Source organism: Anaerosporomusa subterranea (genome assembly GCF_001611555.1).
In the GTDB taxonomy this organism is placed as follows: Bacteria; Bacillota; Negativicutes; order Sporomusales; family Acetonemataceae; genus Anaerosporomusa; species Anaerosporomusa subterranea.
In genome coordinates this window covers 60,882-87,004 of record NZ_LSGP01000013.1, presented here as the reverse complement: position 1 = coordinate 87,004, position 26,123 = coordinate 60,882, and the positions used below count along the sequence as shown (strand labels likewise).

The window sequence follows — 26,123 nt, the reverse complement described above, 5'->3', positions numbered from 1 at the left end:
ATAGCAAAATAAAAAAGCGCGTGTAATGATTATTACATGCGCTTTTTTCCTGACACTTCAACCCGCGTATAAAGGAGGCCTCCGTATGTCCAGCGGCAATCCTGTTTTGGATTCGTTCCTTTTAACTATGCCAGTAATCGCTAAAGTTTTGAATGATAATATCGGAATCGCCGTCACTGACAGAGAAAAATATTTACTCTACCAGCCAAGCCGTTCCCTTGACTTGAAAATATCCTCTGGCACACCACTTAAACCTGGAACGGCTGTAAGCCGGGCTATCGAAGAAAAACGGCGGATCGTTGTGCGCGGCGATAAGAACACTTTCGGTCTTCCCTATATTGCCATGGCTTATCCGATATTCGATACTGACAATCGTGTTGTCGGTGGTGCCGTCATCATTGAATCAACAGAGCAGCAGGATGGCATGAAAACTACCGCATCCAAACTTAATGACATGATCAGCAGTCTTGCAAGTTCGTCTGAAGAAGTGTCCGCACAGACTGAGGAAATCGCGGCAGTAACGAGCGAACTCACTAACACGGCGCAGATTCTGCAAAGCAGAGCCAGGAATACCGATCAAGCGTTGTCGCTCATTCGAAACATTGCCGGACAAACCAACCTGTTAGGTCTTAACGCCGCTATTGAAGCCGCCCGTGTAGGCGATCATGGCCGCGGCTTCGGCGTGGTAGCAGAGGAAATCCGCAAACTGGCAACAATAAGCGCTGATGCCGTAAAAAGCATAGCCGAAATCTCATCCGCAATCCAGAACGATACTGATTCCACCTACCAGCAATTAAAGCAGGTATCAGCCTCCGTCTCCCAAATCTCTGAAGCAATTACGCACGTTGCAGCCACTATACAAGAAACAAGCGGTGTTGTGCAAAGCATTGACAACATGGCCGACAAGCTCACGCAAAATTAACTTACCAATGTCTTATATCCTTCGTTATTTTTCCGTTTGTGACTGGCGTTATCATCATCGTATTCCACCAAATCACTGGTATCTGTAAGCCGCATCGACTTACTCTTCTCGAAAAAATGGCCGCGCCGAATTTCGGTGCGGCCATTTTTGTTCTAACCGGGCTAGTTCAGACAGCAACTCTCGTCACATCTGTGCTATACTATAAAGATAAATACAGATCCCTGTCAGGAGAAACCTTATGCTCAAAAAATCATGGAGAAGCTATCTGCTTACCTTATTTCTACTCGTGCTGGCTGTTGTGGAGATCCCCATCATTGCCGCTGGTCAGACAACAAAACCTGCACCAGCCGACACCATCATCGTACTTGGCGCCAAGCTAATCGGGCGTGAACCCAGCACAATGCTGCGTCTGCGCTTGGAGGAAGCTGTACGTCTGTATGAGGCCAACTACGCCCCTAGCATCATTGTCAGCGGCGGAAAAGGCTGGGATGAAGAGATTAGTGAAGCGGCAGCAATGAAGGCATTCCTCGTCAGACATGGTGTACCGGAATCAGCTGTCTATATTGAAGAACAGTCAAAAAATACATTTCAGAACCTAGCATTCTCCCAGGCTGTCATGCGTGAGAGAAATTTATCAAACGCGATAATTGTATCAAACGCCTCCCACATCCGTCGCGCACTAGCTCTAGCGAGTCAGCTCCAGTTGCCGGCAACCGGCGCGCCGGCGCCAATGGCTGACAATCTTTACTTGACCACCAAGCAATATGTCCGCGAAGGCGCCGCCATGGTATCGCTGCTGTTTATAGAACCGAAGTGAGAATAGCACAAGCGCCCCGCTCATACCCCTCGTCGGGGCCATGAGTAGGGGCGCTTGTTTCTATTTTCTAGCTAACTGTCACACAGCCCTGTCCGGCTACTGCTTCAAGCGCTCTAACAGCTTGCGGCGAAGGGTCAATCCAGAACTGAGACTCGGTTTTAATGACCCGGCGACTGTCGACCAGGTGCAAGAAGACGGTGCTCGCTCCGCGGTAAGCGGCAAAGACGTCTTTGAGTTGTTCAAATACATCAGCGGTTTCTTGGTCACGGCGCAGTTTAATTCGCACCTCCTGCAGCGGCGCGGCGTCTAACGGCTGAATATCCTCAGCGATCAGCTTAGCCGTTTCCTCGTTTTTGCTCAATCTGCCATTAACTACGATCGGCGCGTCTGGCAACAAAATACGATTGACCTTTTCAAATAACCTTGCAAATACGACAACTTCGATTTGATCAACAAAGTCTTCTAACGTTAGGAAGCACATCTGACTGCCGTTCTTTGTCGTGATCCGCTTTGAAGTAGCAACTGTACCGCCGATGCGCAGTATTTGTCCATCGGTGCAGTCGTCTGACAACAGCGAACTGATCGGCGTCAAGCTATTCATCTTATCACGGAAGCGGTTCAGCGGGTGACCGGTCACATAAAAGCCGATCATTTCTTTCTCATAGGCCAGTCGCTGTTCCTCGCCGATCTCTGGGATATCCGGTAAAGGCACTTGCTCGTAGTCGTCATGGTCGTCGCCACCGAATAAGTCAAGCTGGCCGCTGGCCTGATCGCGTTGTTTCTTAGCTGCCAGATCGGCTGCATGATCAAGCACTGCCAGCAATTGTGAGCGGCGACAGCCAAAGGAATCAAAGGCGCCACATTTGATCAAGCTCTCTACCACCCGTTTGTTGACTACCCGCATATCTACCCGACTGAAGAAATCCACCAGTGATTCAAAGCTGCCGTCAGCCTCCCGCGCCGCCACGATGTGCTGAATCGCCGCCTCACCGACATTCTTTACACCAGCCAAGCCAAATCGGATCGCATTGCCATTAACAGAGAATCCTGTCTGACTGGCATTGACATCAGGCGGCAGCACTTGGATGCCTTTACGGCGCGACTCTTCGATATACAGACCGACCTTCTCATTAGTGCCCATAACGCTAGACAACAGAGCAGCCATGAATTCCTGCGGATAATGTGTCTTTAAATAGGCTGTCTGGTATGCCACCAGGGCATAAGCGGCGCTGTGTGATTTGTTAAAACCATAATCAGCAAAGTGGGCAATCAAATCAAAGACTTCTGTAGCCAGCTTGACCTCCACGCCCTGCGCAGCGGCGCCTTTCAGGAAATTGTCTTTTTGCCCGGCAATGACTTCCGCCTTCTTCTTGCCCATGGCTCGCCGCAACAGGTCTGCCTGTCCAAGGCTAAAGCCGGCCAGAACTGAGGCAATTTTCATGACCTGTTCCTGATAGAGAATAACGCCAAAAGTATCAGCCAAAATCGGTTCGAGTAAAGGATGCAGATAATCGACCTGCTTCTTTCCATGGCGACGAGCGATAAAGTCATCAACCATGCCGCTGCCGAGCGGGCCAGGGCGATACAAGGCAACAAGTGCGATCAGGTCGGTAAAGCGGTCAGGTTTCAACTCTTTGATCAGGGCAGTGATGCCAGACGACTCCATTTGGAACACACCCAGCGTATCGCCGCTAGACAACATGGCATAGGTCTGTTCATCGTTTAGTGGCATATTTTCGAGATCGATGCAAACACTGCGGTTTTCACCAATAAAACGGACAGCATCACCGATAACCGTCAGGGTACGCAGTCCCAGGAAATCCATTTTTAGCAGGCCGATCTCCTCGACCTTGTCTTTATCATATTGAGTAGTGACAAAGTTTTCCGATGAGTTTTGCAGCGGCACAAAGTGGGTTAGTGGCTCTTTAGCAATCACAATCCCGGCCGCGTGGGTGGACGCATGGCGCGGCAAGCCCTCCACCGCCATCGCTAAATCCAACAAGCGCTGAGTTGCCGGTTCGTTCTGATAGGCGGCTTTCAATTCGGCCTGGCTGTCGAGCGCCTTCTTTAACGTAATCCCCAGTTCATTTGGCACGAGTTTGGCTACCCGGTCAACCTCGCCATAGGGCATGGAAAGCGCCCGCCCCACATCACGAATTGCGGCCTTGGCAGCCATCGTGCCAAAGGTGATGATCTGCGACACACGGTCTTTGCCATAGCGTTCGACCACATAATCTATGACTTTGCTGCGATTGACATAGCAGAAGTCGATATCAATATCTGGCATGCTGACCCGGTCCGGATTCAAGAAGCGTTCAAACAGCAGATCATATTTGAGTGGATCGATATTGGTGATACCCAATAGAAAAGCGACGATACTGCCTGCAGCCGAACCACGCCCCGGTCCGACCGGGATGTTGCTTCTACGGGCATAATCGACAAAGTCCCAAACAATGAGAAAATAGCTCGAGTAGCCCATCTGCTCAATTACTGCTAGTTCAAAATCCAGCCGCTCCATAACCTCGGCGTTCACATTGAGGTAGCGTCGGGACAGTCTCTCTTCGCACAACCGCCGCAAATAACTGACATCAGTGTCCCCATCTGGGACAGGAAATTGCGGCAGATACAATTCATCAAAACTAATTTTGACATCACAACGCTCCGCAATCTTCACAGTATTAGCCAGAGCTTCTGGACAGTCCGGAAATAACTCCGCCATTTCGGCTGCATCTTTGAGATAAAATTCATGATTAGGAAACTGCATTCGATTCGGATCATTAATCGTCTTACCGGTTTGGATGCAAAGCAATATTTCGTGGAAATCAGCATCACTGCGGTTGACATAGTGGGAATCGTTGGTCGCGACCAAGCCGATGCCCAACTTCTGACCCAGTTTGATGAGAATGCGGTTAACCTGTTTTTGTTCTGGCATCTGGTGATCTTGCAGCTCGAGGAAGAAATGTTCAGGCCCGAAAATATCGAGATATTCCTGGCACAAGCGTTCAGCTCCCGCTTCATCCCCCTTGAGAATCAGCGCCGGAATCTCCCCAGCGATACAAGCGCTCAAGCAAATCAAGCCCTCGCAATACTCGCGCAGTACTTCGCGATCAATACGCGGCTTATAATAAAAGCCCTCAAGATGCCCACGCGATACCAGCTCCAGCAAATTACGATAGCCTGTCTGATTTTCTGCCAATAAAATAAGATGATAGTAGGATTCACCCTCAACAGCCGTCTTCTCCAACCGCGATCGTGGCGCAACATAGACCTCACAGCCGATGATCGGTTTGATACCCTGTTTCTTAGCTTCTTTATAAAAGTCAACCACTCCATACATGACGCCGTGGTCAGTAATCGCCACAGCTGGCATGCCGGCTTGCTTAGCCTTAGCAATCAAACTAGTGATACGGCTGGCCCCATCAAGCAGGCTGTATTCTGTATGATTATGCAAGTGGACAAATGCTGGGGTTGGTCGTATCTCAGTATTCATCAAGACCTTTTCCTTTCTGAGTCAATCAATAAGTTATTCTCTATCCTACCGCCAAGTTCCTTCGAGAAAACTAATTCCACACCTGCAAAAAAGCTTCTTGGCTGGTGTGGAATTCGTTTATGACGGTTGTTTCCGAGGATAAGTGCCTAAGGCTAGAAGCGGGATTACGTTGCCACAGAGAACACAGAGGAAACACAGAGGGCACAGAGAAAATCAAACCTCTGTGTCCTCCTTTATTCCTCTGTGCCTCTGTGGGATCGTGCTCTGTACTTACACTGCTCTAAGACCGTACATATGCACGCTGTTTTTCCCGCCGCCGTTTGGCATGCATCTCACGACTAAGCTTATCCAAGCTGCGCCGCAGACGGATTTCCTGCCGCTTTTGATTGACAACTCGCAGATGCGCCACCGCGGCCGCTCCGGTCATGCCGCCCCAGATGACAGCAAATACCTTGCCAAGGGTTGTCAGCCACATAGACGGCAATGCTAAAAAGAAGCAAATTAACATACCGGATAATAGCGCCAGACTGGTCAACGAGCCGAACGCACCAGTCTTTGCAGGAAATAGTTCTTTTCTCACGACAATCCCTCCTCGCAGGTCGAGCGAGAACTTTCTCTACCTATATATGCCTGGTTTCACCAACTCATGATATAAGAAAAAGCATCGTTACATATGAAACCTAGCGGCAGTAGTATGCTAAAATTCATTAGCATCGCTGATGCGATCTTCACGTTCCCTTTGCGCAGGCGCGCAGCGCCTTTTGCGTTTTCGCGGCTGAATCACGTTCCCTTTAATGTTTACATGCGTCAAAAAAAGCGGAACCACCTCAGTGATTCCGCTTTTGATTAATTGGCTTGTGAGTTCTTACGATCCCTGCCGCGCGCATGGCGGTCGAGAATTGTTTTGCGCAGGCGAATACTCTTAGGAGTCACTTCCACCTGTTCGTCATCATTGATATATTCGAGTGCCTGCTCTAGACTGTGGATACGCGGCGTAGTCAGGCGAACAGCTTCTTCTGTGTTGCTCGAGCGCATGTTGGTGACATGCTTTTTCTTGCAGGGATTGATATCCATATCCGATTCACGGGCGTTCTCGCCAATGATCATACCTTCATAGACTGCTTGCCCGGGAGAGATGAACATAACACCACGATCTTGGACGCTGTTGATGCCATAAGCAGTTGTCTCACCTGCCTCAAAGGCGACCAGCGCACCGCGGGTGCGGCCAGGAATATCACCTTTATAAGGCGCATGACCGTGGAAGACATGGTTCATGATGCCATTACCTTTAGTGCTTGTCAGCAATTCCGAACGGAAACCGATCAAACCTCGTGCCGGAATAATAAATTCCATCCGCAAATAACCTGCCAGCTCAGTCATGTTGACAAGCTCGGCCCTTCTGGCGCCAAGTCCTTCCATGACTGGCCCCATAAATTCCTGGGGTACGTCGATCGTTAAAAACTCCATTGGTTCGCAGAGCTTGCCGTTGATGTGTTTAAAGATAACCTTGGGCTTACCCACTTGAAACTCAAAACCTTCACGGCGCATGGTTTCAATGAGAATTGCCAGATGCAGCTCGCCGCGACCGCAGACTTCATATGCATCCGGGCCACCAGCCTCAGCTACCCGCAGGCTGACGTTGGTCTCGACTTCGCGGAACAACCGATCGCGCAAATGACGTGAGGTGACAAACTGGCCCTCTTTACCGGCGAACGGGCTATTGTTAACCGAGAAGATCATCGACAGAGTTGGTTCGTCAATTTTAATTGTTGGCAGCGCTTCCGGTTGGTCAGGATCAGCCACCGTATCGCCAATGTTGGCATCACTCAGTCCGGTGATGGCAACGATATCGCCCATCATAGCTTCTTTTACTTCAGTCCGTTTAAGACCTTCGTACGTATACAAGCGGCTGATTTTTGCCTTATTCATGCTATCGCCATTGGCAATAACAACGTTTTGTCCACTTTGCACGCGTCCACGAACAATCCGACCAATGGCAATGCGTCCTACATAATCATCATAATCAAGGGTAGTGACCATGATCTGCAGCGGGCCGTCCAGCGAGCCGTCAGGTGCAGGAATGGTCTCAACCAACATATTAAACAGCGGCTCCAGATTGTCACTTTCGTCATCCATCGACAGTTTGGCGATTCCATCGCGAGCTGTGGCGTAGATAACCGGGAAATCCAGCTGTTGGTCATTGGCTTCGAGTTCCATGAATAACTCTAATACTTCGTCAAGCACATCATCGACACGTTGGTCAGGACGGTCAATTTTGTTGATTACCACAATCGGCTGCAGGTTCTGCGCTAATGCTTTGCGCAAAACATATTTGGTCTGCGGCATCGGTCCTTCGAAGGCATCTACTAACAGCAGCACGCCGTCGACCATGTTCAACACCCGCTCCACTTCACCGCCAAAGTCGGCGTGGCCCGGAGTGTCGACAATATTAATTTTCTTGCCATTATGCATGACCGCTGTGTTTTTTGACAAGATGGTGATTCCGCGTTCCCGTTCTAAATCGTTGGAGTCCATGACCCGTTCGGCCACTTGCTCGTTGCTGCGGAAAATGTTGCTCTGCCTAAGCATAGCGTCAACCAGCGTGGTTTTGCCATGGTCAACGTGGGCGATGATGGCCACATTGCGTATATCGTCGCGTTTCATATCGTTCCTCCTAAATATGGCCAAGCAGAACTTCTCTTTTAAGGCCGTACTAATTACTATATTACAGCTGCGAAAAAATGTCAATAAAAGTAATGACATAGAGGTAGTATTTGTCGAATAACGCAAAAAAATGCCCCGGTTCGACCGGGGCACTGTCGTATTTCATTTATAATTCGTCGATAGCGCTGCGGATAAAGCGTTCTAATCGTTCAAGCCGACGGACTAAATCAGCGGCTGACGTGCTATCGGTTTGCACTTTCTGTTCAATTTTTTGTTTATAGTCTTTATATTGTTGTTCGATTTCACGCAAATAATCATTCATTCGCCTGAGTGACGGATCGACGATAACAATGTCAGATTCCTTCACTGTCCATTCTGGGCCGTCGATGGCGATGGAATCGCCAAATTGCGGCACATACGCTGACACACCAAACTTTTCTTTAATCGTTTTTGCAAATGGAATAGACATTTCTTGCTCACCATGGATAATGAACATTGCGGTCGGCTTCTTTTTGAAGCCTGACAGCCAGGCAAGCAGTTGATCTTTATCCGCATGCGCCGAAAAGCCATCCAGGTTATGAATTTCGGCGTTGACGCGAATCTGCTCACCCATGATGCGTACCCGTTTGATTCCCTCCAGCAGGCGCCGCCCCATGCTTCCCTGCGCTTGGTAGCCAACCAATACCACGCTGGCTTCCGGGCGCCAAAGGTTATGCTTTAGATGATGCAGGATGCGTCCGGCGTCAGCCATACCGCTGGCCGAAATAATGATCGACGGCTCCTCCATAAAGTTGATCGCCTTTGACTCATCCAGTGATTTGGCAAAATGGAGATTCGGCATCGAAATTGGATTCTCTTTTTCATCTTGGATGATGCTCTTGGCTTCTGAGTCATATTCCTCAGGATGGTGCAAAAAGACATCAGTAGCCGAGATCGCCATCGGACTGTCAATAATAACCGGCACAGAAGGAATCTTTTTATCCTTGAGCAGATTGCGTATGTAATAAAGCAGCGTCTGGGTTCTGCCAACCGCAAAGGCAGGAATAACGACATTGCCGCCGCGACTGACAGTATCATTGATTACTTTGGCCAGCACGTCTTCTTTTTCACTGCTATCATGCAGACGATCACCATAGGTTGACTCGACGATGATGTAATCCGCGTCTTCGATGATGTCCGGGTCTTTAATAATCGGCTGGTTGGGTTGTCCTAAATCACCGGAAAAAACGAGTTTTGTTGTCGTGCTGTTTTCTTCAACCCAAACTTCGATAACTGCTGAACCGAGAATATGACCGGCATTGCGAAACCGTGCCTTAATGCCGGGAACGACATCAATCTCGCTACCAAATTTTACCGACGAGAATTGTTTTAGACAGCTATACGCATCATCCACCGTATACAACGGCTTGACCACATCGCGGCCAGCGCGCTTGCCTTTGCGGTTCATTATCTCGCTATCGACTTCCTGGATATGCGCGCTGTCAGGCAGCATAATCTTCGACAATTCGGTTGTTACCTTACTGGTATAAATCGGGCCGCGAAAGCCTTCATTGCACAGCCGCGGCAACAGTCCGCTATGGTCGATGTGTGCATGGGTCAATAATACACAGTCTAGCTCAGCCGGTTGATAAGCAAACGGCCGACGGTTTAGTTCACTAATGACACGCCCCCCCCTGGAACATGCCGCAATCGATTAAGACCTTGCGTCCATTCGCCTCTAACAAATAGGAAGAACCTGTTACCATCATCGCTGCGCCTAAAAAGGTTAAATGCATATCAACACCCCCACTGATAACGTTGAGTGCCCCTATTGTAATTAGTTCGAAGTGATTGCTGCAAACTCCTGCCTAGTACCTTGACCATGTTAGATCTTAGTTTTAGGGCGAGCAAAAATTTCAAAGTGCAAGGAAGAGCCGACGACGCATACTGGAAGGGGTCTGCTAGGAGGCGATGACGCAGCAATTTGGAACTTTTGCCGTCATAATACCTAAAATATAATGTGGTCAAGGTACTATGGCTCGCCAATCTGACGAACCTCGGGTTCTAGTCTGACTGAAAATTTTTCATATACTCGACTTTGCACTTCCCGGATCAGATTCATCACATCGCTAGCAGTTGCTCCACCGATATTGACGATAAAGCCTGCATGTTTCTCTGACACTTGAGCGCCGCCGACAGTTAGACCCTTTAACCCGGTTTGTTCGATCAAGGTACCGGCGTAATAGCCGGGCGGTCGTTTAAACACACTACCGGCGCTAGGCAGTTCAACCGGTTGCTTTGAATTGCGCCGAAAGGTACATTCATCCATTTTGGCGCGAATAGCTGTCTCGTCTCCAGGTGTCAGTTGCAGCTCGACTTCACAAATGAGGCACTTATTATCAGAAAATACGCTATGACGATAACTAAACGCCAGTGCTTCACCGCAATATCTCGCCAATCCGCCGTCCGGGCAGATGGCGGTTACAGCGCTGACCACTTGACGCATTTCGCCTTCATAAGCGCCTGCGTTCATAAATACCGCGCCGCCAATCGTACCTGGAATGCCAATGGCAAATTCCAATCCGGTCAAGCTAAGTTTAGCTGCATAACGAGACACGTCGCCAAGCGATGCGCCTGCACCGGCAAATAGTGTTGTCCCTTCATGGCGGATACGGCTCATGTGCTTACCTAAGCGTAGAACCAAGCCGCGAATGCCTTTATCGGAAACTAATACATTGGAACCCCGGCCCAGTACAGTAACAGGTACAGCTGCAGCCTTTGCTACAGCCAGCACAGCTGTTATTTCCTCTACAGATGCAGGTAAGACAAGCCAGTCAGCTGGTCCGCCTATGCGAAAGGTCGTATGGTTGACCATGGGTTCATCGCGAAGCACTCGCTCCGGGTCAGAAATAATTATTGATAGCTTCTCGAAGAAAGCGGTTTGTTCATTCTTTTGCAAGAAAATCCAATCCTTCTGCGACTGAATCGCCGATAATTTTGTACACATCGCCCATCAGTTGTTGAAAGCGCATTTGGGCATGCAAAAAATCTCTGGCTGTGGCATTTGCGCTCAAGACGTCGAACATGCGCTGCAGGTTCTCCAGTTTAGCCTTGTCGTCAGCTTTACCGGCCATCGCGTCATACTCGATTTCTAGTTTCTTAACCAGAAAGTCTTTGACCATTTTTTTTGCTTGACTGTCTGCTTCTACTTTTCTTTTTTCCGTTAAAAAAGCCTGATACTCCGGCGATTGTTGCAGGCTTCTGGCCAAGTCATGGGCTTTATCATGAATATTCATCATTATCTCCCAATCCCTTTCACTATATTCTTTTTGGGGTTGTCCTATGATTTAGTTAAGGCGAGTCGGTAGTAATCAGCCATCAGTTTGGCGTCAATTGCCTGGGTTCCGGCTGACTCACAAATAATCGTCGGTGTTAATCGGTTGGCCGCGATATAGTCAAGAAGCGGCTCGTGTGGCGGCCCAAAGGGGTCAGAAAACGTCCAATGCCGCCGTTCACCCGCTTTGGTGAACTCGATGCGGCTGAAATGAATGTGCAGGCACTCAGCCGCCTTAGCGTTCAATTTGTCGCCAATGGTTTCAAATACAGCGGCAAACTCATCTTTTTCCGTATAGCCACCACAAGTTACAGCGTGCATGTGACCAAAGTCCACAGTAGGAATCATTCCTTCCTGTAGTTTGCACAACTCAATCACTTCGGCCAGATTGCCAAGCTGATTTTTTTTGCCCATGGTTTCCGGCGACAAGACACTGGCATCAAGCCCAAGGCGGGCAGCTTCCTCCAATACCTGCGCGAACAGACGCTTGGCCCGTTCGAGCGCGGCGCTACGTTCGGTTCCCGGCGATCCGCTATGAAACACCACTCTGACGGCTCCCAGCCAGCTGGCAACTGTTAGTGATTTAATAATATGGTTGATGGTTTTCTCCGCAATAGCGGCGTCTTCAGTCGCCAGATTGATATAGTAAGGCGCATGTACACTAAGAGCCACATCGCTTGCAGCAGCCGCCTGACCAATCGCTCTGGCGGTTTTCTCACCAACATGGACACCGCGACTGCATTGATATTCATAGGCGGTAAGGAAACGGCGACTAAGCCAGCCTGGCATGTCAATCGATTCCTTGAATCCTTCTGCATAAAAGTCGTCAGGATTACCGCCTGTGCCAAATCTCGCCTGTTTGACTTTCTCGATATCGATTCATCCTTTCTTGTCTGACTTATTTTAGACCAACGAAACCATTTTGCCGCAACGCTTCATACACGACGATAGCGACTGCGTTAGATAGGTTCAGCGACCGCGCGTCTTCGATCATTGGTATCCGGATACAGTATTCCCGATTTGCTGCCAGCAAACTCTCTGGCAATCCGGCAGTCTCCTTGCCAAACACCAGCATATCCTCCTGCCCATAGGCGACTGCGGCATAATGTTTGTGAGCCTTAGTCGTATTGTAGTAGAAGCGGCGATCCGGGTAGGCCTGTTGCACTTCGGCAAAACTATCATGGTAATGGAGCTTGAGCAAGTGCCAATAGTCTAAGCCGGCGCGTTTCAAATACCGATCATCAGTCGAAAAGCCTAACGGACGGACCAAGTGCAGTTCAACGCCTGTAGCGGCGCAGAGGCGAGCAATATTGCCGGTGTTACCGGGAATCTCGGGTTCAACTAAAACGATATGCATAGCTGTCTTACCTGCCCTTAGAAAGAAGTTTAGTTTTCTGTATTTCCTCAAACATACTCTATGTCAAATGCGACGACCTCGGCGTTTTCCGAATCGTCAGCCAAGCGGCGAATGAGATTGATTTGTCCCTCTAGTACTGTTGAATCAGTTCCTACCATTGCCACGCCAACGGCGGCACGCTGCCAAAGTTCATGAAAATCGACCTCAGCCACAGAAGCATTGGCTTTCGCCCGGATTCGTCCAATCAGGCTTTTGACCACTTGTCGCTTATCCTTTAACGATTGCGCTGAAGCAATAAATAGTTCGATACGGCAAATGATTACCGTCATTGCGCAGCCTCCTCCCGGCTATTGCTGTTTCTCGCTGCCCAGATCGGCAGTATTGCAGGTTCGTCCTTTTAACGCAAGTTGCGTAACTAACAGTGCAGCCAGGCTAGCCAGCAGTCCGGCATAGAGAGGATCAAAGAGTGTAGGAAAAAATATCTTCCAACCTAGGTCAACACCAACACCCGCGACCATAGACGTGACTGCAGCCTGACCGCAAACTCGACCGGGAAGAAAAATCGCTAGCGTCAGTGGCAAGAAAATTCCAGCCCCCCGCAGACCCATCGAAAGAAAATTCCACTCCAGCACTAATGACTGCAGATTGCCTAAACAAAATATGGCAGCGCAGAGAGTGACGCCAAACACAGCCAATCGGTTAACCTTGAGCAGGGCTCTGTCGCTAAATTGCCAGCGAGCAGCTAAAATATCTCGCGACAGCATGGCGCTAACCCCCAGGGCCAGCCCAGCCGCCGAACCAATTGACGCCAGCAGTAAGGTGGCTAGAGCAATGCCGCCCAACCAGGGAGACAGTTGGCTGAGAATGAACTGTGGCAGGGCATCAATCGGTGCAATGTCAGGGTAATGGACCCTCATATACATACCGGCCATGACAGCCGGAATACCGGTCGGCAAGGTAACCAGCGCAGCCAGTAACGCGCCATTTCTAGCCGCCTTCTCATTCTTCGCCGCATATATGGCCTGAATATACGTCTGCGTAGTAAGAGTGCCAACAATTAGCGACAGTCCACTGGCCGCATCAACCCAGGCGCCGCGTCCGAATAAACTAAACCAAGGGAATGGCGGCAAGGCTGCCTGATACCCACTCCAACCGCCCATACCCGTATAAGCTGCGACAAAAACGCCGCCTAAGGCAAGAAACATCAGACCGGTTTTGAGAACGCCGACTAAACCGGTTCCCCAAACGCCGCCAAACAGAACATAGGCAATAATCAAAAACACGACCAGAATTAACGCCTGTCCTGAACCTAAACCGAAGATAGCCGCCGCTAGTGGCGTAGCGGACAAAAGGTTAGAGACCACGCTAAAGAAAATTCCCAGTGACGAAGCGGCGCTAGCGATCGGCCCTGCCGCACTACCAAAATGAACGACAAGAAACTGGGGAATCGTCTGCAGACCGCTGGACCGCAGTGGCTTGGCGTAATAAAGCGCCATAACCACTAGCGCCAAACCGGCGCCTAATGTAAACCACCAAGCAGACAGCCCAAAGACAAACGCTAGTTGTGCCGTGCCAATTGTGGCTGATCCGCCGACAATTGTGCCAATAATCGTTCCTGCCACCAGCACTGATCCTGAGGATTTACCGCCAACCGTAAAATCGTCAGCATTTTTAACTTTTCGCGCCGCCGCGATGCCGACGGCAGTCACAATTAATAGAGTGAGCGCCAGACTAATCATATGTGCAGTGGAAAGCTGCATCACTATCACCTGTTTCCGGTATTACTGTACGACTTATTTCGTGTCCAATAAGCGGATCGCAGCCCGGCAAAATAGCTCTGTACCATATCCTAGAGCCCGTTCATCCAGGTCAAACCGGGGATGGTGATGCGGATAGACAATCCCCGTCTCTTCATTGCCGCAACCGATAAACGCAAAGCAGCCAGGAATCTCGCCAAGATATACTGAGAAGTCTTCCCCTACCATCACTGGTTCAGCCTCGATGACACCGTGCTCGCCCAGCGTTTCCCGCGCCGCTTCGCCAAGCACCCGAGCCACACCCTGGTGGTTAACAACCGGTGGAAAACCGTAGCGACGGTCAATGCGATATTTGGCGCCGGCCGACAGGCAAATGCCTTTAGTGATCGTTTCAATCCGGTCAAAGATACTGGCCCGCAGCGACTGATCAAAGGTACGGACAGTACCCTTCAGCACAGCGGTGTCTGGGATAATATTAAATACCTCGCCAGCTTTGAACATCCCGATCGACAAGGCCGCAGGCTCCATCGGATTCACATTGCGGCTGATAATTGTATTGAGAGCCGTGACCAACTGCGCCCCGGTTAATAGTGAATCAACCGTCTGGTGGGGCATTGATCCATGGCCGCCCTTACCTCTGATGGTGATAACAAATTCATCCGGCGAGGCCATTAATTTGCCACCGGTTACCCCAACCGTGCCAACAGGAATCGGCTGCCACAAGTGGCCACCGATAATGGCCGACACACCCTGGAGCGCACCCTCTTCCACCATGGCCACGGCGCCGCCGGGAAAGCGTTCTTCACTTGGTTGAAAGATAAGTCTGACCGTTCCCTTAAGTTCTCCCTTTAACGTGGACAAGATCCGAGCTAGCCCGAGCACCATGGCAATGTGCCCATCATGGCCGCAGGAATGGCAAACACCATGGTTTTGCGATCGGTACGGTTTGTCAATCTCGTCCTGCACCGGCAATGCATCAATATCGGCACGGACAGCCACCATTGGCCCCTTGCCTTCACCTATGATGTCGACAATAACGCCGGTGCCAGCCGCTTCCCGCGGATCTAAGCCGAGACTCTCCAGTTCGGCGATGATTTTACGCTGGGTGTTAAATTCTTGACCAGAAAGTTCCGGGTACGTATGAAAATACCGCCGCATCTCGATGATCTGCGGCAAATTCGCTTCCAGCAGAGCTTTTAAGTGCTCCATAAGAAAATACCCCCTGTTACCGTTTCTCCTAGACATTATGTCCAAATGACTGTGTACTATTTCTTTTTGTCCTTATTCGCCGTGAAGATTGGTCATTCCTACCAAGTCTGCAGGAGGAAAATAAAAAGGGCACGTTATTGCGTGCCCAAAAGAGTGATATTAACGGCGGAACTCTATCTAGTCCGGCAGTTGCGGCATTCTCTTTTCCAGTCGCATCTCGCCATCTACCTTTTTTATGACAATGTACTTCTCCCATTCACCGTCTTTGCGGCCGATCGGTGTATTATCGGTATAGTCCGCAAAGCGCAGGTGAGGTCCGCGACTTTCATCCCGCAAGAGCGCGGCGGCGAGCACCAGTTTAGCAACAGTAATCATACTAGAATTTTCAAGAAAGTAGTAGAGCCCCGGCCCGTCGATATAGAAGCGCTTGGCTGAAAAAGCATTGAGTTCTTCGATACCCTGGCGAAGTCCTGCTTCGGTGCGGACAATACCAACACTTTCTTCGACAATTGATTGAAGCTCTTTTCTGGCCTGCCTCGCCGGGATTTCGCCTGATGTGGCCGCCTCGACGTTCTGAATAAACGTAGCGGCTTCTCCAGCTAAAACGCTATCATCTACCGGTATAGCTTTTGCCTGTTTAGCCGCATCTTCTCCGGCGATCTTACCGTAGACTTGGCAATCTAAGAGCGCGTTGCCTCCAGGCCGGTTAGCGCCATGCTGACCGCCTGCGGATTCTCCGGCCGCCCACAATCCGTTGACTGTGGTTCGACCGCGAGTGTCAATTTTGACGCCGCCCTGAAAATGCTGAGCACATGCGGCAACTTCAATTACATCTCCCTGTAGTAAATCGATACCGCGGTCTTTAAACCACTCTATCGACGCCGGGTTAATCTCCTTAAGGCGTTGCAGAGGTGTCGCTTTTCTCGCCTCATCACCTAGGTCTCGGCTCATCTCACGGCAGTAGCGAGCCTGGTTTTCCTCTGACAGCAGTCCGAAGCGGAACCCTTGCGGATTTTTGCTGTAATCAAGATACACTTTGCGCCCAGCCATGACTTCTTTATAGAGAGCGATATCAATGATGTGCGTCTTATGCTCATAAGACACCGGCCAACTCGCGCCTTTTTTGAATAGAATGTTGTATACCTCGGCCAGGCTAGTACCTTCTGGGAAGTACTTCGCTAAAAACTCATTGCCGTCCTCATTTATAAGACGAGGAATGGCACGCATCATGCTGCCGGAGCAGTTAAATTTGGTGGCCGTGGAAGCGATACCGATTTGAATGAACTCAAGATTGACGAGTTCCGCTCCGGCTTCATAGGCAAGTGCACAACCATCCCCTGTCATAGGTGCCGGGAATACGTTATGCGTATACATCATACCGCCGCCTCCTGTCGCAAGGATGACCGCGCCGGTTGCGATGGTGAAGGCCGCTTTAGCAGGATCCTTTTCCCTTGTGTCAATGGCAATTGAGCCGACTATATTGTTATCGCGGACGACAAGCTTCGCCACCATGCAGTAAGGAATGACTTCGATGTTGGTAATCTCGCTGAAGCGGCGGAGCAGCCCCTCCTGAATATGCACAGCGGTCTTGGGCCCGGTGTAACAGGCGCGGGCATAGTCAGAGCCGTCTGTGACAAACTGATCAACAATCCCGTTCTTTTTGACAAATGGTACGTTCAGGCTGTCGAGATAATGGAACGCATCTTTGGCCTCTTTCGCCATAATTGCCGCCAGGTTATAATCAGACACTTTGCCGCCAATGCGGTAGATGTCATCCGCATGGTATTTCCAGGCATCGCTTCCGCCCGGCTCAGTATTCTCTAGGGTTGCGTGAAACGCCATCCGGTCAGAGCAGGACAGTGCTGTTACGCCGCTTTTTCCAAACACGCCTTTAGTAGCAACAATGATTCTCAGCTTAGGATTATATTCATAGGCTGCAATGGCAGCCCTAAGACTAGCACCGCCGCTACCAACAATCAGAATGTCGCAGGTACGATTATCCATACTTCTCCTCCCAGTCTACGCTATTTAAGCACGTTCGCCCAGATAGGCTTTTTTGATGCGATCATCGCACAAAAGTTCTTTGCCCAATCCTTGCACGACAATTTTGCCGTTTTCAAGTACATAGGCATAGTCGCAGAGAGCTAGCGCTTTTTTCGCGTTCTGCTCGACGAGCATGACAGTAAGGCCTTGCGCGCTAATTTGTTTAATCAACTCGAAAACGCCTTGGACTATAATAGGCGCTAATCCGAGAGACGGCTCATCAAGAAGAATCATCTTCGGTTCAGACATTAGCCCGCGGCAAATGGCCAGCATTTGCTGCTCACCGCCGGAAAGTGTGCCTGCATGCTGGTTCTGACGTTTCTCTAAGATGGGATACATCTTATACATTTTTTCGATGTTTTCCTCTACCTTGGCTTTGTCTTTGGCGATAAAAGCGCCGGCATAGAGGTTCTCTTTTACTGTAAGTCCGGAAAAAATTTTACGCCCCTCAGGTACATGTACCAAACCAAGCTTGACGACCTGATGAGCGGCGCGAGTTAGCGTCTGGCCCTCAAACTCAATGGTTCCTGCCTTTTGCTTGACAATTCCTGAGATGGTGTTAAGGAGAGTGGTCTTACCCGCGCCATTCGAGCCGATAATACTGATGATTTTACCTTCTGGCACCTCCAAGCTAACTCCTTCAAGCGCCTGAATGTGGCCGTAAGAAACATGCAGGTCTTTTACAGTAAGCATGCCGGGTCCTCCTCTCCGATATAGGCCTCCAGCACTTCTTTGTTATTACGGATTTCATCCGGCGTGCCGCTGGCGAGAAGCTTGCCGAAGTTAAGCACATAAATGCGTTTCGACAGCTCCATGATAACTTCCATCCGGTGTTCGATAATGACGATCGAAAACTGGAATTCATCCCTCAGTTCTCTTACCAAGGAAATAAAGTCTCTAACTTCACTGGGATTGAGTCCTGCTGCCGGTTCATCAAGCAAGAGGACTTTCGGCTGGGTCGCGAGAGCCCGGGCGATTTCCAGTTTTCTCTGCAAGCCGTAGGATAAGTTTTCCGGCTTTTCATTTTCATATCCCGTCAGCCCAACAGTTTTCAGATAGTTGCGACTCAGTTCACGTACTTCTGCCTCCCGTGACTGCTTACGCCGACTTGAGATGATGGCATCAAAGAGATTATAGGAAGAAAGCGGATCTGCCGCCGTCATGACGTTTTCGATGACATTAAGTCCCTTAAACAGACGGATATTCTGAAATGTGCGGGCGATGCCCGCTTTTGCAATTTGATGTTGCTGCAGACCAGTTATATCCTGTCCATCAAGCAATATCTTGCCGGAGTCTATCTCATACACGCCAGTCAACAGGTTAAAAGCTGTGGTTTTTCCTGCGCCGTTAGGTCCGATAATGCTGACAATTTCATGTTGATTGAGTTGGAAGGAAAAGTCCTGCACAGCCTTTACGCCGCCGAACGATTTTGAAATATGTTGCGCTTCTAGCCGAATCATGCAGTCTTAGCCCCTTTCCTGAATAGTTGCCTCAGGCTGCTGTAGGATAGTTCATACTCGCCAAAAATTCCTGCCTGACGGTAGTTGATGATGAGAAGCACAATCACGCAATAAATCGTCACGCGCCACTCGGAGGCAAAGCGTAGTAGTTCCGGCAACCCGGTCAGCACGATGGTCGCGAAAACTGCGCCGGTCAAGCTATTGATGCCGCCGACGAAGACGATAATCAGCCATTCTGCAGAGACGACCCAGCCGAAGGTTCCCGGCTCGACATAGGTGGTATAAAAGCCATACAGGACGCCAGCATAACTGGTGATCACGCTGGCAAGTAAAAAGGTGGTCAGTTTCAGCCGAGCCACATTGATTCCCATGGATTTTGCAGCCAATTCGTCACTGCGAAGAGCCAAACATTGGCGTCCGTACTTCGAGTATTTGTAGCCAACTACGATGAACAAGCAGACCAGGACGCTGACCAGCACGACCAAAAAGTTCGTGTATTGGGGAATGCCCGAAAGCCCCATCGCGCCGCCAGTTATGTTCGCTGAATTATTCAAAACGGAGATGATGGCTTCGCCGAAACCGAAGGTAACCAGAGAAATATAGTCCCGGCGCAGCCGAATCGTTGGTATGCCAACTAGTGCGCCAGCAGTCAGGCCGACGAGGACGGCCGCTAATACCGCAAGCGGGAAGGGCATGGCAAAATTTTTAACCAGCACAGCGGATACGTACGCGCCTACTGCCATAAAAGCCGCTTGCCCAAAGGAGAATAATCCAGTCAAACCTGTGACCATATAGGCGCCCATGACACCAATCAGCGTAATGCCGGAGAAAGTAAGAGTGGTAATGACATAATCCAAAGTGGCAGCCTCCTTCTTACGCTTTTTCCTGTACGATAACGCCAGCGATGCCGCGTGGACGAATCAACAGGAACAAGAGCATGATGATGAAAAGGAATGCAGGCGCAATTCCCGCTCCGACCAGACCAATGAGCGTAACCTCTACCACGCCTAACAGCACCGCGCCAATCATAGCGCCGGTGATGCTGCCTAGACCGCCGATAACCGAGGCAATAAAGCCTTTAACAATCAGTTGTCCCAACTGCGGATAAAGCGTATAGTTAATGCCCAGGAACACGCCGCTAATGCCGCCAAGCACGCCAGACGCGATGAAGGTAACCATGACCACGAAGTTCGGGTCCATCCCCATCAAACTGGCAGTATTGACATCATACGATAGTGCGCGTATGGCCAGGCCGATTTTTGTCTTATACAGCACCCACATGATAATACACAACGCACAGGTAGAAAAAAGCAGCATCAGAAGATCAGAAACTGCGATAGTAATTGACAAAAATGTGATGGCAGTCGATGCAAAGAACTTTGGATATGAGTAAAAATTACTGCTGGCAAAAACGGTGACTAAGTTCTCCATCAAGATACCCATGGTAATCGAGGAGATAAAGTAATAGATGACCGGGCTGTTGTTGTTACGCAGTCGACGAAACGCGACCCGCTCAACGCCCATGGCAACTACGCCGCCGGCAATCGCCGCGGTTGTAATGGTCGCTAAGAACAGCGGAATGGAATCTAGCTGCTTAACGAACAAGATCGTGCCTACATAGCCGATGTAGGCGGTTAGCGTCATCAAACCACCGTGGGAAAAGTTTGAGAACTTGAGAATATTGAATACCATCGCAAAACCCACGGCAATCAGCGCATAGACAGAGCCGAGAGACATGCCATTAACGAGTTGTTGTAAGCTCACTTACTTGACCTCCTGTTCTGACTTCAATGCGATTCCGTAGGAAGAGGACCGGCGCGGAACGCTCAGCAAGCGTTCCACGCACAGTCTGGCAACTTCAGTTATTATTTTTTGTGACTCTCAGGGCTATAGCGGCCGAGTTCGACATATTTGCCCTTCTCTATCTTGTACATAACCATGGTCAGACCAACCGGTTGGTGAGTCTCTGGAGAGAGAGTGATAACACCAGTTGTAGCTTTGAAATCTTTAGTTTGATTGAGGCCTTTGATAACTCCTTCAGCCGTTACGCCGCCGCCCAATTTAGTGGCGTTAGCGATCAGGAGAATTTTGTCATAGCCGAGATACGCTTTATTGATGGGGTCTTCTTTGTATTTTTCTTTGTAAGCTTTATGCACTTCGGCTAGTTGTGGCTCGGATTCGGAGAAGTTGTTAGCGAAATAGGCGTTAGTAGCCGCTTCCGGATCGTTAACGAGATCGGCGAACGGCGGAGCGAAGTCCAGCGCGCCAATCAGAGGAATATCGAGACCGACTTGTTTGCGCTGTTTAACGGTAATAACAAGGTCTTGCGTGTAGTTGGGGACATATAGGGAGTCAGCGCCCGAATCTTTAATTTTCTGCAGTTGGGTTTTGAAGTCTTTATCGCCTTTAGCATAGACTTGCTCGGTGATAATCTTAGCGCCGTTTTTCTCAGCATACGCTTTGAATGGCTTGATTAACGACACGGCGAAGGCGTTCGATTGATCGTAGAGTATGGCAATTTTCTTCAGATTGAGTTTTTCTACCGCATAGCCAGCCATAATCTCGCCATACTGAACGCTCGACGGCTGCATCAAGAACATGGATGGATTGGCTTTGCCATCCTGACCTACAGTTACACGGGGATCGATAAAGCTGCCGATAATGGCGACTTTCTTTTGGTTGGCGATCGGAGCCAAAGCCAGACCGATATTGGAGACGGGAGGTCCAACAATCGCGATGGCTTTTTCTTGATCGACCAAGCGATTATAGGCTTTAATGGATTCCTGCACATCACCTTTGGTATCGAGAGTGATCAGTTTGATTTTCTTGCCGTCGATGCCGCCAGAAGCGTTGATTTTGGCCACCGCCAGTTCAGCGCCGCGAGTTACGGCGTTACCGAGTACGGATGTGGGTCCGCTGACGTCCTGCAGGTTGCCGATGACGATTTCCTGCGGCGCTGAGCTACAGCCGGTGAGTGCAACCAGGCCCGCGACTAACAACACGAGAGTTGCCATCGCAATCTTTTTTTGAAACAGTTTTTTCACCTTTTCTCCTCCTCTAACTTCTTTTTTCGCAAAACCTGCGAAAGGGGTTATGTTAGGGCGCTTCCCTTGACATACAGGTTACGGGATTAGGACAGCTTTCAACGCATCGCGCTGAGCCATGGATTGCAACGCTGCGTTTGCCTCGGCTAGCGGGAACCGATGGGTAATCATCTTTGCAAACAGCTCAGGCTGAGATTGAACCATTGATAAAGCGTGCTGAGTATGGCGATTGCTTGATACCCAAACGCCCTGGATCTTTAGGTTTTTACTGACGACTTCTTTAAAGAAGTCTACCTGGCACTCTCCCGGCGGTTGTGAGAAACCGACCGACAGGTAGGCACCACCGGATCGCACCAGTTTCAGACCTTCCTGGACAGCGCTGGGATGACCAACCGCTTCAATAGCCATATCGACGCCGCGCCCGTAGGTAAGGTCTAGGATAGCTTGACGACGTTCTTCGACTGAGGTGGTATTGCGGTTGAGAATGACATCGGCGCCAAAATCGCGGCAGATTTCGAGTCGGTTGCCAGAGCCGCCGATCACGATGACGCGAGAAGCGCCTAGCTTCTTGGCGTACATGATCGCGTACAGACCGAGTGGACCAGGCCCCTGCACCAGTACGGTGTCACCAAGTTTAGGTGCATGGTGGTCAAAGGCATGTGCAATGGTCGCGCCAGAGCACGAGGCTGATACTAGCACAGCCGGGTCAATGTCTGCCGCCGCTTTATAGATATCAACACTGTTGAGCAGAGTCACATATTCGGAATAACAGCCGTTAAGATATGGCGGTTGGCTTGAGGTTCGATTGATACCATAGGTTTTCCGGTCTTGGCACAGCCAGGGTTCGAGCAGGACAGCACAGGCATAACAATGGTTGCAGGCCATGCCGCGCGTCCAGAGGATCAGATCGCCTTCGGCCAACGTCTCGCCGTTAACTGTTTTTCTGGCTCCGTTCATGGCAACAATCCGGCCAACACCTTCATGGCCGAGGATGATCGGTAATGGAGTACGCGGGTCTTCCCCTTTTTGCATATGTACGTCAGAGCCGCAAACGCCGGCGGCTTCAATTTTGACTAACAATTCCCCTTCGGCTAGTGGTTGAATGTCAAACTCCCGCATAACTAACGGCTGATTGAACGCCTCCAACACCATTGCGCGTGATTTCATACGATCACCCTTTCTACTCTAAACATGTTCAGCCACATGTATTGATTCCGCAGTGGCTTTGCCTTCTCTGCCTTCACGATAAATCGGCCCATAAACTTGCGCGTCACGGATTACGCAACCGGTGCGACCGCTATCTCGCATGATCACCGTGCATTTGCTGCAGGCGATGCAGACTTTTTTCGAATCCATTGCGCCAGTAGCAGTGATGTCGTGGGCGAAGCTCGGATACGCGAACGCCTGCCGGCCAAATCCTGCCAGTTGAAACCAGCCTTGTTCAATTGCTGCCGCCGCAACATGGGGGGCGAACTGCCTGAACCAACTGAAGCCAGTGCCGATTATCGCCATTTCGGGGACGGCCACCTGAGCCTCGCGGGCGACATTAAGCAGCACAGCCGCGTTCTCTAACGGATGAAACGGCGGCAGATAAGAGCCGATATCATAGGGACGTCCGATATGGGGATTGAAGTAGGGGTTACCAGCGCTAAGGTTTGCCATGCGGACCCCTTTATCCCGCAATAGGGTCAACAAACGAATGGGCTCACTCATATCAGGTTTATGAAAATCAGCCTTATCAACTCCCCAACCGCAGGGATAGGGGATCGAGTCATAGGCATTAAGCCTCAGGGTAATCGCCAAACTATCGCCTAAGCGGCGACGAATCTTATCCACGATATTCACTAGAAAACGGGTGCGGTTTTCGAAACTGCCGCCATATTTTCCGGGTCGGGTGTGTGAGCCGAGCAGTTCATCGATCAGATAGCCGTGGCAGCTTTTCACATCCACTGCGTCAAAACCAATGTCAGCCGCAATCACAGCCGCCTCCACATACTTATCTTCCAGCGCTTCGAGCTCCTCATCAGTGATAACTCGGGGCTCTACAGACAACTTGGGATCTAGCGCTAGGCTCCGCTGAGCAATGATCGGTTCCGGCTTGGCCGCCGGTCGGCTGTAGCGTCCAGAATGAGTCAGTTGCAGTACAGTGTAAGGCTGCCATGATGCCCCGTTAGCTTCGCGGCCCGCTGTAAGACTGTCCGCAAGCAGGGCTGCGAATGAGTCTTTAGTAGCCTGACAAATGGTAATTTGACGCGGGTTGGCTCTTCCCTCATGCACGACTGCGGTCGCCTCAAACCACAAGAGACCGGCTCCGCCAGCGGCAAAGCGGCGGTAACGCCGGAATGTTAGTTCATCAGGTTTGCCATCGGCAGTTCCGTCGCAGCCTTCCATCGGATGAATGATCATTCGGTTGGGCACAGTCTTGCCGTTGAGGATAAAGGGTTTGCTCAGAATGCTAACGTCCTGGCTGAACGGTAGGTCGAGCTGGAGTCTGGCTGCTTCTGCTTGCAGCTCAGGCAGACTTTGGTAGTGAAACTTTGCGTGTTCTGTCACTGCTTTCCTCCTATTTCGCGGCGTCAGGCGGGTTGGTAATGACCAGATGTCCTTCCCGCTCTTCTTGCCAGTGATCGACAATGCCTGTGGGTGCATAGACAAAGAGAATGGTAATCGGCTCTTGTGTCTGGTTGTTTAACTCATGCAACGATTGTGGCGGCAAGTGTACCGCAGTTCCTGCCGGAAGTTTCGCTATTTCTCCGTCAATCGTTAGGGTCGCGCAGCCTTCTAGTATGTAATATACTTCTTCCTGGGCATGTTCATGATTTGGTATCCCGCCGCCCGGTTCGATTGTGACATGCCCCATCACGAACCGTTCAGCCTCAACTGCTGAGCCAGGCGCGATCAATAGCCGTGTCCTTCTACCTGAGGGAAAGCGCTCACCGGTAACCGCCTGCCACGAAACTGTTCTCACTCTATTCGCCCCTTATCAGCAAAAATCGTTATCGCACTGAATCGCGAACTACCAACCGGGCAGGCAGCACTTCTACCTTGGGCCGGGAGCGTCGTTTGCTCTCGATAAGCCGAATCAGCTTTTCGCAAGCCTTGACACCCATCTCATAAAAGGGCTGGGCCACAGTTGTCAGCGGCGGATCCAGAAAAGCCGCAATATCAGAATCATCAAAACCAATTACCGAAATGTCATCAGGTACTCTAAAACCGCAATCCTTGACTGCCTTAAGAACGCCGATCGCCTTCGGATCGCTGGTGCCAAAAATAGCATCAGGCCGCACACCAGAATTCAGCATATCACGCACCACCCGGCCACTCTCATCCCAGCCGTTGATGTTATCGAAAATCAACCGTTTATCAAGGGGAATACCCGCTTCCTCCAGCGCCTGCCGATAACCGGCAAATCTCTCCCGATAGAGGTAGACTTCCATGTTACCGTTGAGAATAACAATCTTGCGATGCCCGCGTTGCACCAGGTATTTTACCGCCTGGTAGGCTCCATCGCGGTTATCCAGTACAACCGCATCCAGTTCTTCACCCAAGTGCCGGATCAAACAGACCATCGGAAATTTTTCTTCTTTTAATGCCAACAGGTGCGGACTATTACTGCGAGCGGTTGACAAGATGAAGCCGTTAATCAACCGTCGACGCAGGTTTTGGATGTAAGACAGTTCCTTTTCTATACTTTCGTCAGTATTGCAAAGCACTACCGTATAGCCGTGCTGTTTGGCTGTATCTTCTATTCCGCGGACGGCTGCCGGGAATACCAGATCTCGAACATTGGGAATAAACAGCCCAATTGCCTTGATCCGGGTTCCCTTGAGCCCCTGGGCCAGCGGATTAGGTTGGTAATTCATGTCTTTCACCGCATCCAGCACCTTCTGCCGAGTCTCGGCAGCCACAGGAATATTGCCTGTAAGTACTCGTGACACCGTGCTGGCGGACACGCCCGCCTGTTTGGCGACCTCTTTAATGTTAACCAAGTCGCATCCTCCGTTGTGACTGCAATCGTTTCTGCAATCGTTTTCATTGTGATATTTC

The 26,123-nt window shown here is 50.3% G+C and carries 22 protein-coding genes and 1 pseudogene; 2 read left to right on the top strand and 21 right to left on the bottom strand.

Features of this window, described 5'->3' with window-relative positions; translation table 11 throughout:
* The first annotated feature begins 85 nt into the window (after positions 1–85).
* On the top strand, positions 86–922 hold the full coding sequence (locus tag AXX12_RS03935; RefSeq protein WP_066238460.1) for a methyl-accepting chemotaxis protein: 837 nt from the start codon (positions 86–88) through the stop codon (positions 920–922).
* A gap of 238 nt (positions 923–1,160) precedes the next feature.
* Entirely contained in the window at positions 1,161–1,739 is a 579-nt protein-coding gene (locus AXX12_RS03930) for a YdcF family protein (protein WP_066238457.1), read from the top strand.
* Between the two features lie 67 nt (positions 1,740–1,806).
* On the opposite strand, the gene AXX12_RS03925 is transcribed toward AXX12_RS03930, so the two are convergent.
* From AXX12_RS03925 to AXX12_RS03825, 21 genes and pseudogenes are all read right to left on the bottom strand, one after another.
* A complete protein-coding gene (locus tag AXX12_RS03925) occupies positions 1,807–5,229 on the bottom strand; it encodes a DNA polymerase III subunit alpha (protein WP_066238454.1) in 3,423 nt (1,140 codons plus the stop codon).
* A 280-nt stretch (positions 5,230–5,509) separates the two neighbouring features.
* Complete coding sequence (locus AXX12_RS03920) at positions 5,510–5,809, bottom strand: hypothetical protein (protein ID WP_066238451.1); 300 nt, start codon at positions 5,807–5,809, stop codon at positions 5,510–5,512.
* A 266-nt stretch (positions 5,810–6,075) separates the two neighbouring features.
* Positions 6,076–7,893: a translational GTPase TypA gene (typA, locus tag AXX12_RS03915; protein WP_066238448.1), complete on the bottom strand. Its 1,818-nt coding sequence runs from the start codon at positions 7,891–7,893 to the stop codon at positions 6,076–6,078.
* A 166-nt stretch (positions 7,894–8,059) separates the two neighbouring features.
* Positions 8,060–9,668, bottom strand: a pseudogene (locus tag AXX12_RS03910) (MBL fold metallo-hydrolase RNA specificity domain-containing protein).
* Between the two features lie 236 nt (positions 9,669–9,904).
* Positions 9,905–10,879, bottom strand: coding sequence for a UDP-N-acetylmuramate dehydrogenase (gene murB, locus AXX12_RS03905; protein ID WP_082816701.1), 975 nt, complete (start codon positions 10,877–10,879; stop codon positions 9,905–9,907).
* On the bottom strand, positions 10,818–11,171 hold the full coding sequence (locus tag AXX12_RS03900; protein ID WP_231881786.1) for a YlbF/YmcA family competence regulator: 354 nt from the start codon (positions 11,169–11,171) through the stop codon (positions 10,818–10,820). Before AXX12_RS03900 ends, murB begins: the two co-directional genes overlap by 62 nt.
* A 41-nt stretch (positions 11,172–11,212) precedes the next feature.
* A complete protein-coding gene (locus tag AXX12_RS03895; RefSeq protein ID WP_082816700.1) occupies positions 11,213–11,995 on the bottom strand; it encodes a TIM barrel protein in 783 nt (260 codons plus the stop codon).
* A 109-nt stretch (positions 11,996–12,104) separates the two neighbouring features.
* A complete protein-coding gene (gene trmL, locus AXX12_RS03890) occupies positions 12,105–12,563 on the bottom strand; it encodes a tRNA (uridine(34)/cytosine(34)/5-carboxymethylaminomethyluridine(34)-2'-O)-methyltransferase TrmL (protein ID WP_066238439.1) in 459 nt (152 codons plus the stop codon).
* Positions 12,564–12,610: 47 nt separating this feature from the next.
* Entirely contained in the window at positions 12,611–12,892 is a 282-nt protein-coding gene (locus AXX12_RS03885) for a DUF503 domain-containing protein (RefSeq protein ID WP_066238437.1), read from the bottom strand.
* An 18-nt stretch (positions 12,893–12,910) separates the two neighbouring features.
* Complete coding sequence (locus AXX12_RS03880; RefSeq protein WP_066238434.1) at positions 12,911–14,323, bottom strand: sodium:solute symporter family protein; 1,413 nt, start codon at positions 14,321–14,323, stop codon at positions 12,911–12,913.
* A gap of 33 nt (positions 14,324–14,356) precedes the next feature.
* On the bottom strand, positions 14,357–15,529 hold the full coding sequence (locus tag AXX12_RS03875; RefSeq protein WP_066238432.1) for a M20 metallopeptidase family protein: 1,173 nt from the start codon (positions 15,527–15,529) through the stop codon (positions 14,357–14,359).
* A gap of 177 nt (positions 15,530–15,706) precedes the next feature.
* The gene (locus AXX12_RS03870) at positions 15,707–17,533 is read right to left on the bottom strand and encodes an FAD-binding protein (RefSeq protein ID WP_066238430.1); all 1,827 of its coding nucleotides are present in this window, start codon (positions 17,531–17,533) and stop codon (positions 15,707–15,709) included.
* Positions 17,534–17,557: 24 nt separating this feature from the next.
* On the bottom strand, positions 17,558–18,265 hold the full coding sequence (locus AXX12_RS03865; RefSeq protein ID WP_066238425.1) for an ABC transporter ATP-binding protein: 708 nt from the start codon (positions 18,263–18,265) through the stop codon (positions 17,558–17,560).
* On the bottom strand, positions 18,253–19,032 hold the full coding sequence (locus AXX12_RS03860; RefSeq protein ID WP_066238423.1) for an ABC transporter ATP-binding protein: 780 nt from the start codon (positions 19,030–19,032) through the stop codon (positions 18,253–18,255). The genes AXX12_RS03865 and AXX12_RS03860 overlap by 13 nt, the downstream gene beginning before the upstream one ends.
* Positions 19,029–19,889, bottom strand: a complete 861-nt coding sequence (locus AXX12_RS03855; RefSeq protein ID WP_074431331.1) for a branched-chain amino acid ABC transporter permease — start codon at positions 19,887–19,889, stop codon at positions 19,029–19,031. The genes AXX12_RS03860 and AXX12_RS03855 overlap by 4 nt, the downstream gene beginning before the upstream one ends.
* A 16-nt stretch (positions 19,890–19,905) precedes the next feature.
* The gene (locus AXX12_RS03850; protein WP_066238420.1) at positions 19,906–20,796 is read right to left on the bottom strand and encodes a branched-chain amino acid ABC transporter permease; all 891 of its coding nucleotides are present in this window, start codon (positions 20,794–20,796) and stop codon (positions 19,906–19,908) included.
* Positions 20,797–20,897: 101 nt separating this feature from the next.
* A complete protein-coding gene (locus AXX12_RS03845) occupies positions 20,898–22,076 on the bottom strand; it encodes an ABC transporter substrate-binding protein (protein WP_082816699.1) in 1,179 nt (392 codons plus the stop codon).
* A gap of 78 nt (positions 22,077–22,154) precedes the next feature.
* Entirely contained in the window at positions 22,155–23,243 is a 1,089-nt protein-coding gene (locus AXX12_RS03840) for a zinc-binding dehydrogenase (protein ID WP_066238417.1), read from the bottom strand.
* 18 nt (positions 23,244–23,261) lie between these two features.
* Positions 23,262–24,629 (bottom strand): oxidoreductase, encoded by a 1,368-nt coding sequence (locus AXX12_RS03835; protein WP_066238415.1) that lies wholly within the window; start codon positions 24,627–24,629, stop codon positions 23,262–23,264.
* A gap of 10 nt (positions 24,630–24,639) precedes the next feature.
* The gene (locus AXX12_RS03830; RefSeq protein ID WP_066238413.1) at positions 24,640–25,044 is read right to left on the bottom strand and encodes a cupin domain-containing protein; all 405 of its coding nucleotides are present in this window, start codon (positions 25,042–25,044) and stop codon (positions 24,640–24,642) included.
* Positions 25,045–25,072: 28 nt separating this feature from the next.
* Positions 25,073–26,065 (bottom strand): LacI family DNA-binding transcriptional regulator, encoded by a 993-nt coding sequence (locus AXX12_RS03825; RefSeq protein WP_066238410.1) that lies wholly within the window; start codon positions 26,063–26,065, stop codon positions 25,073–25,075.
* Positions 26,066–26,123: the final 58 nt, after the last annotated feature.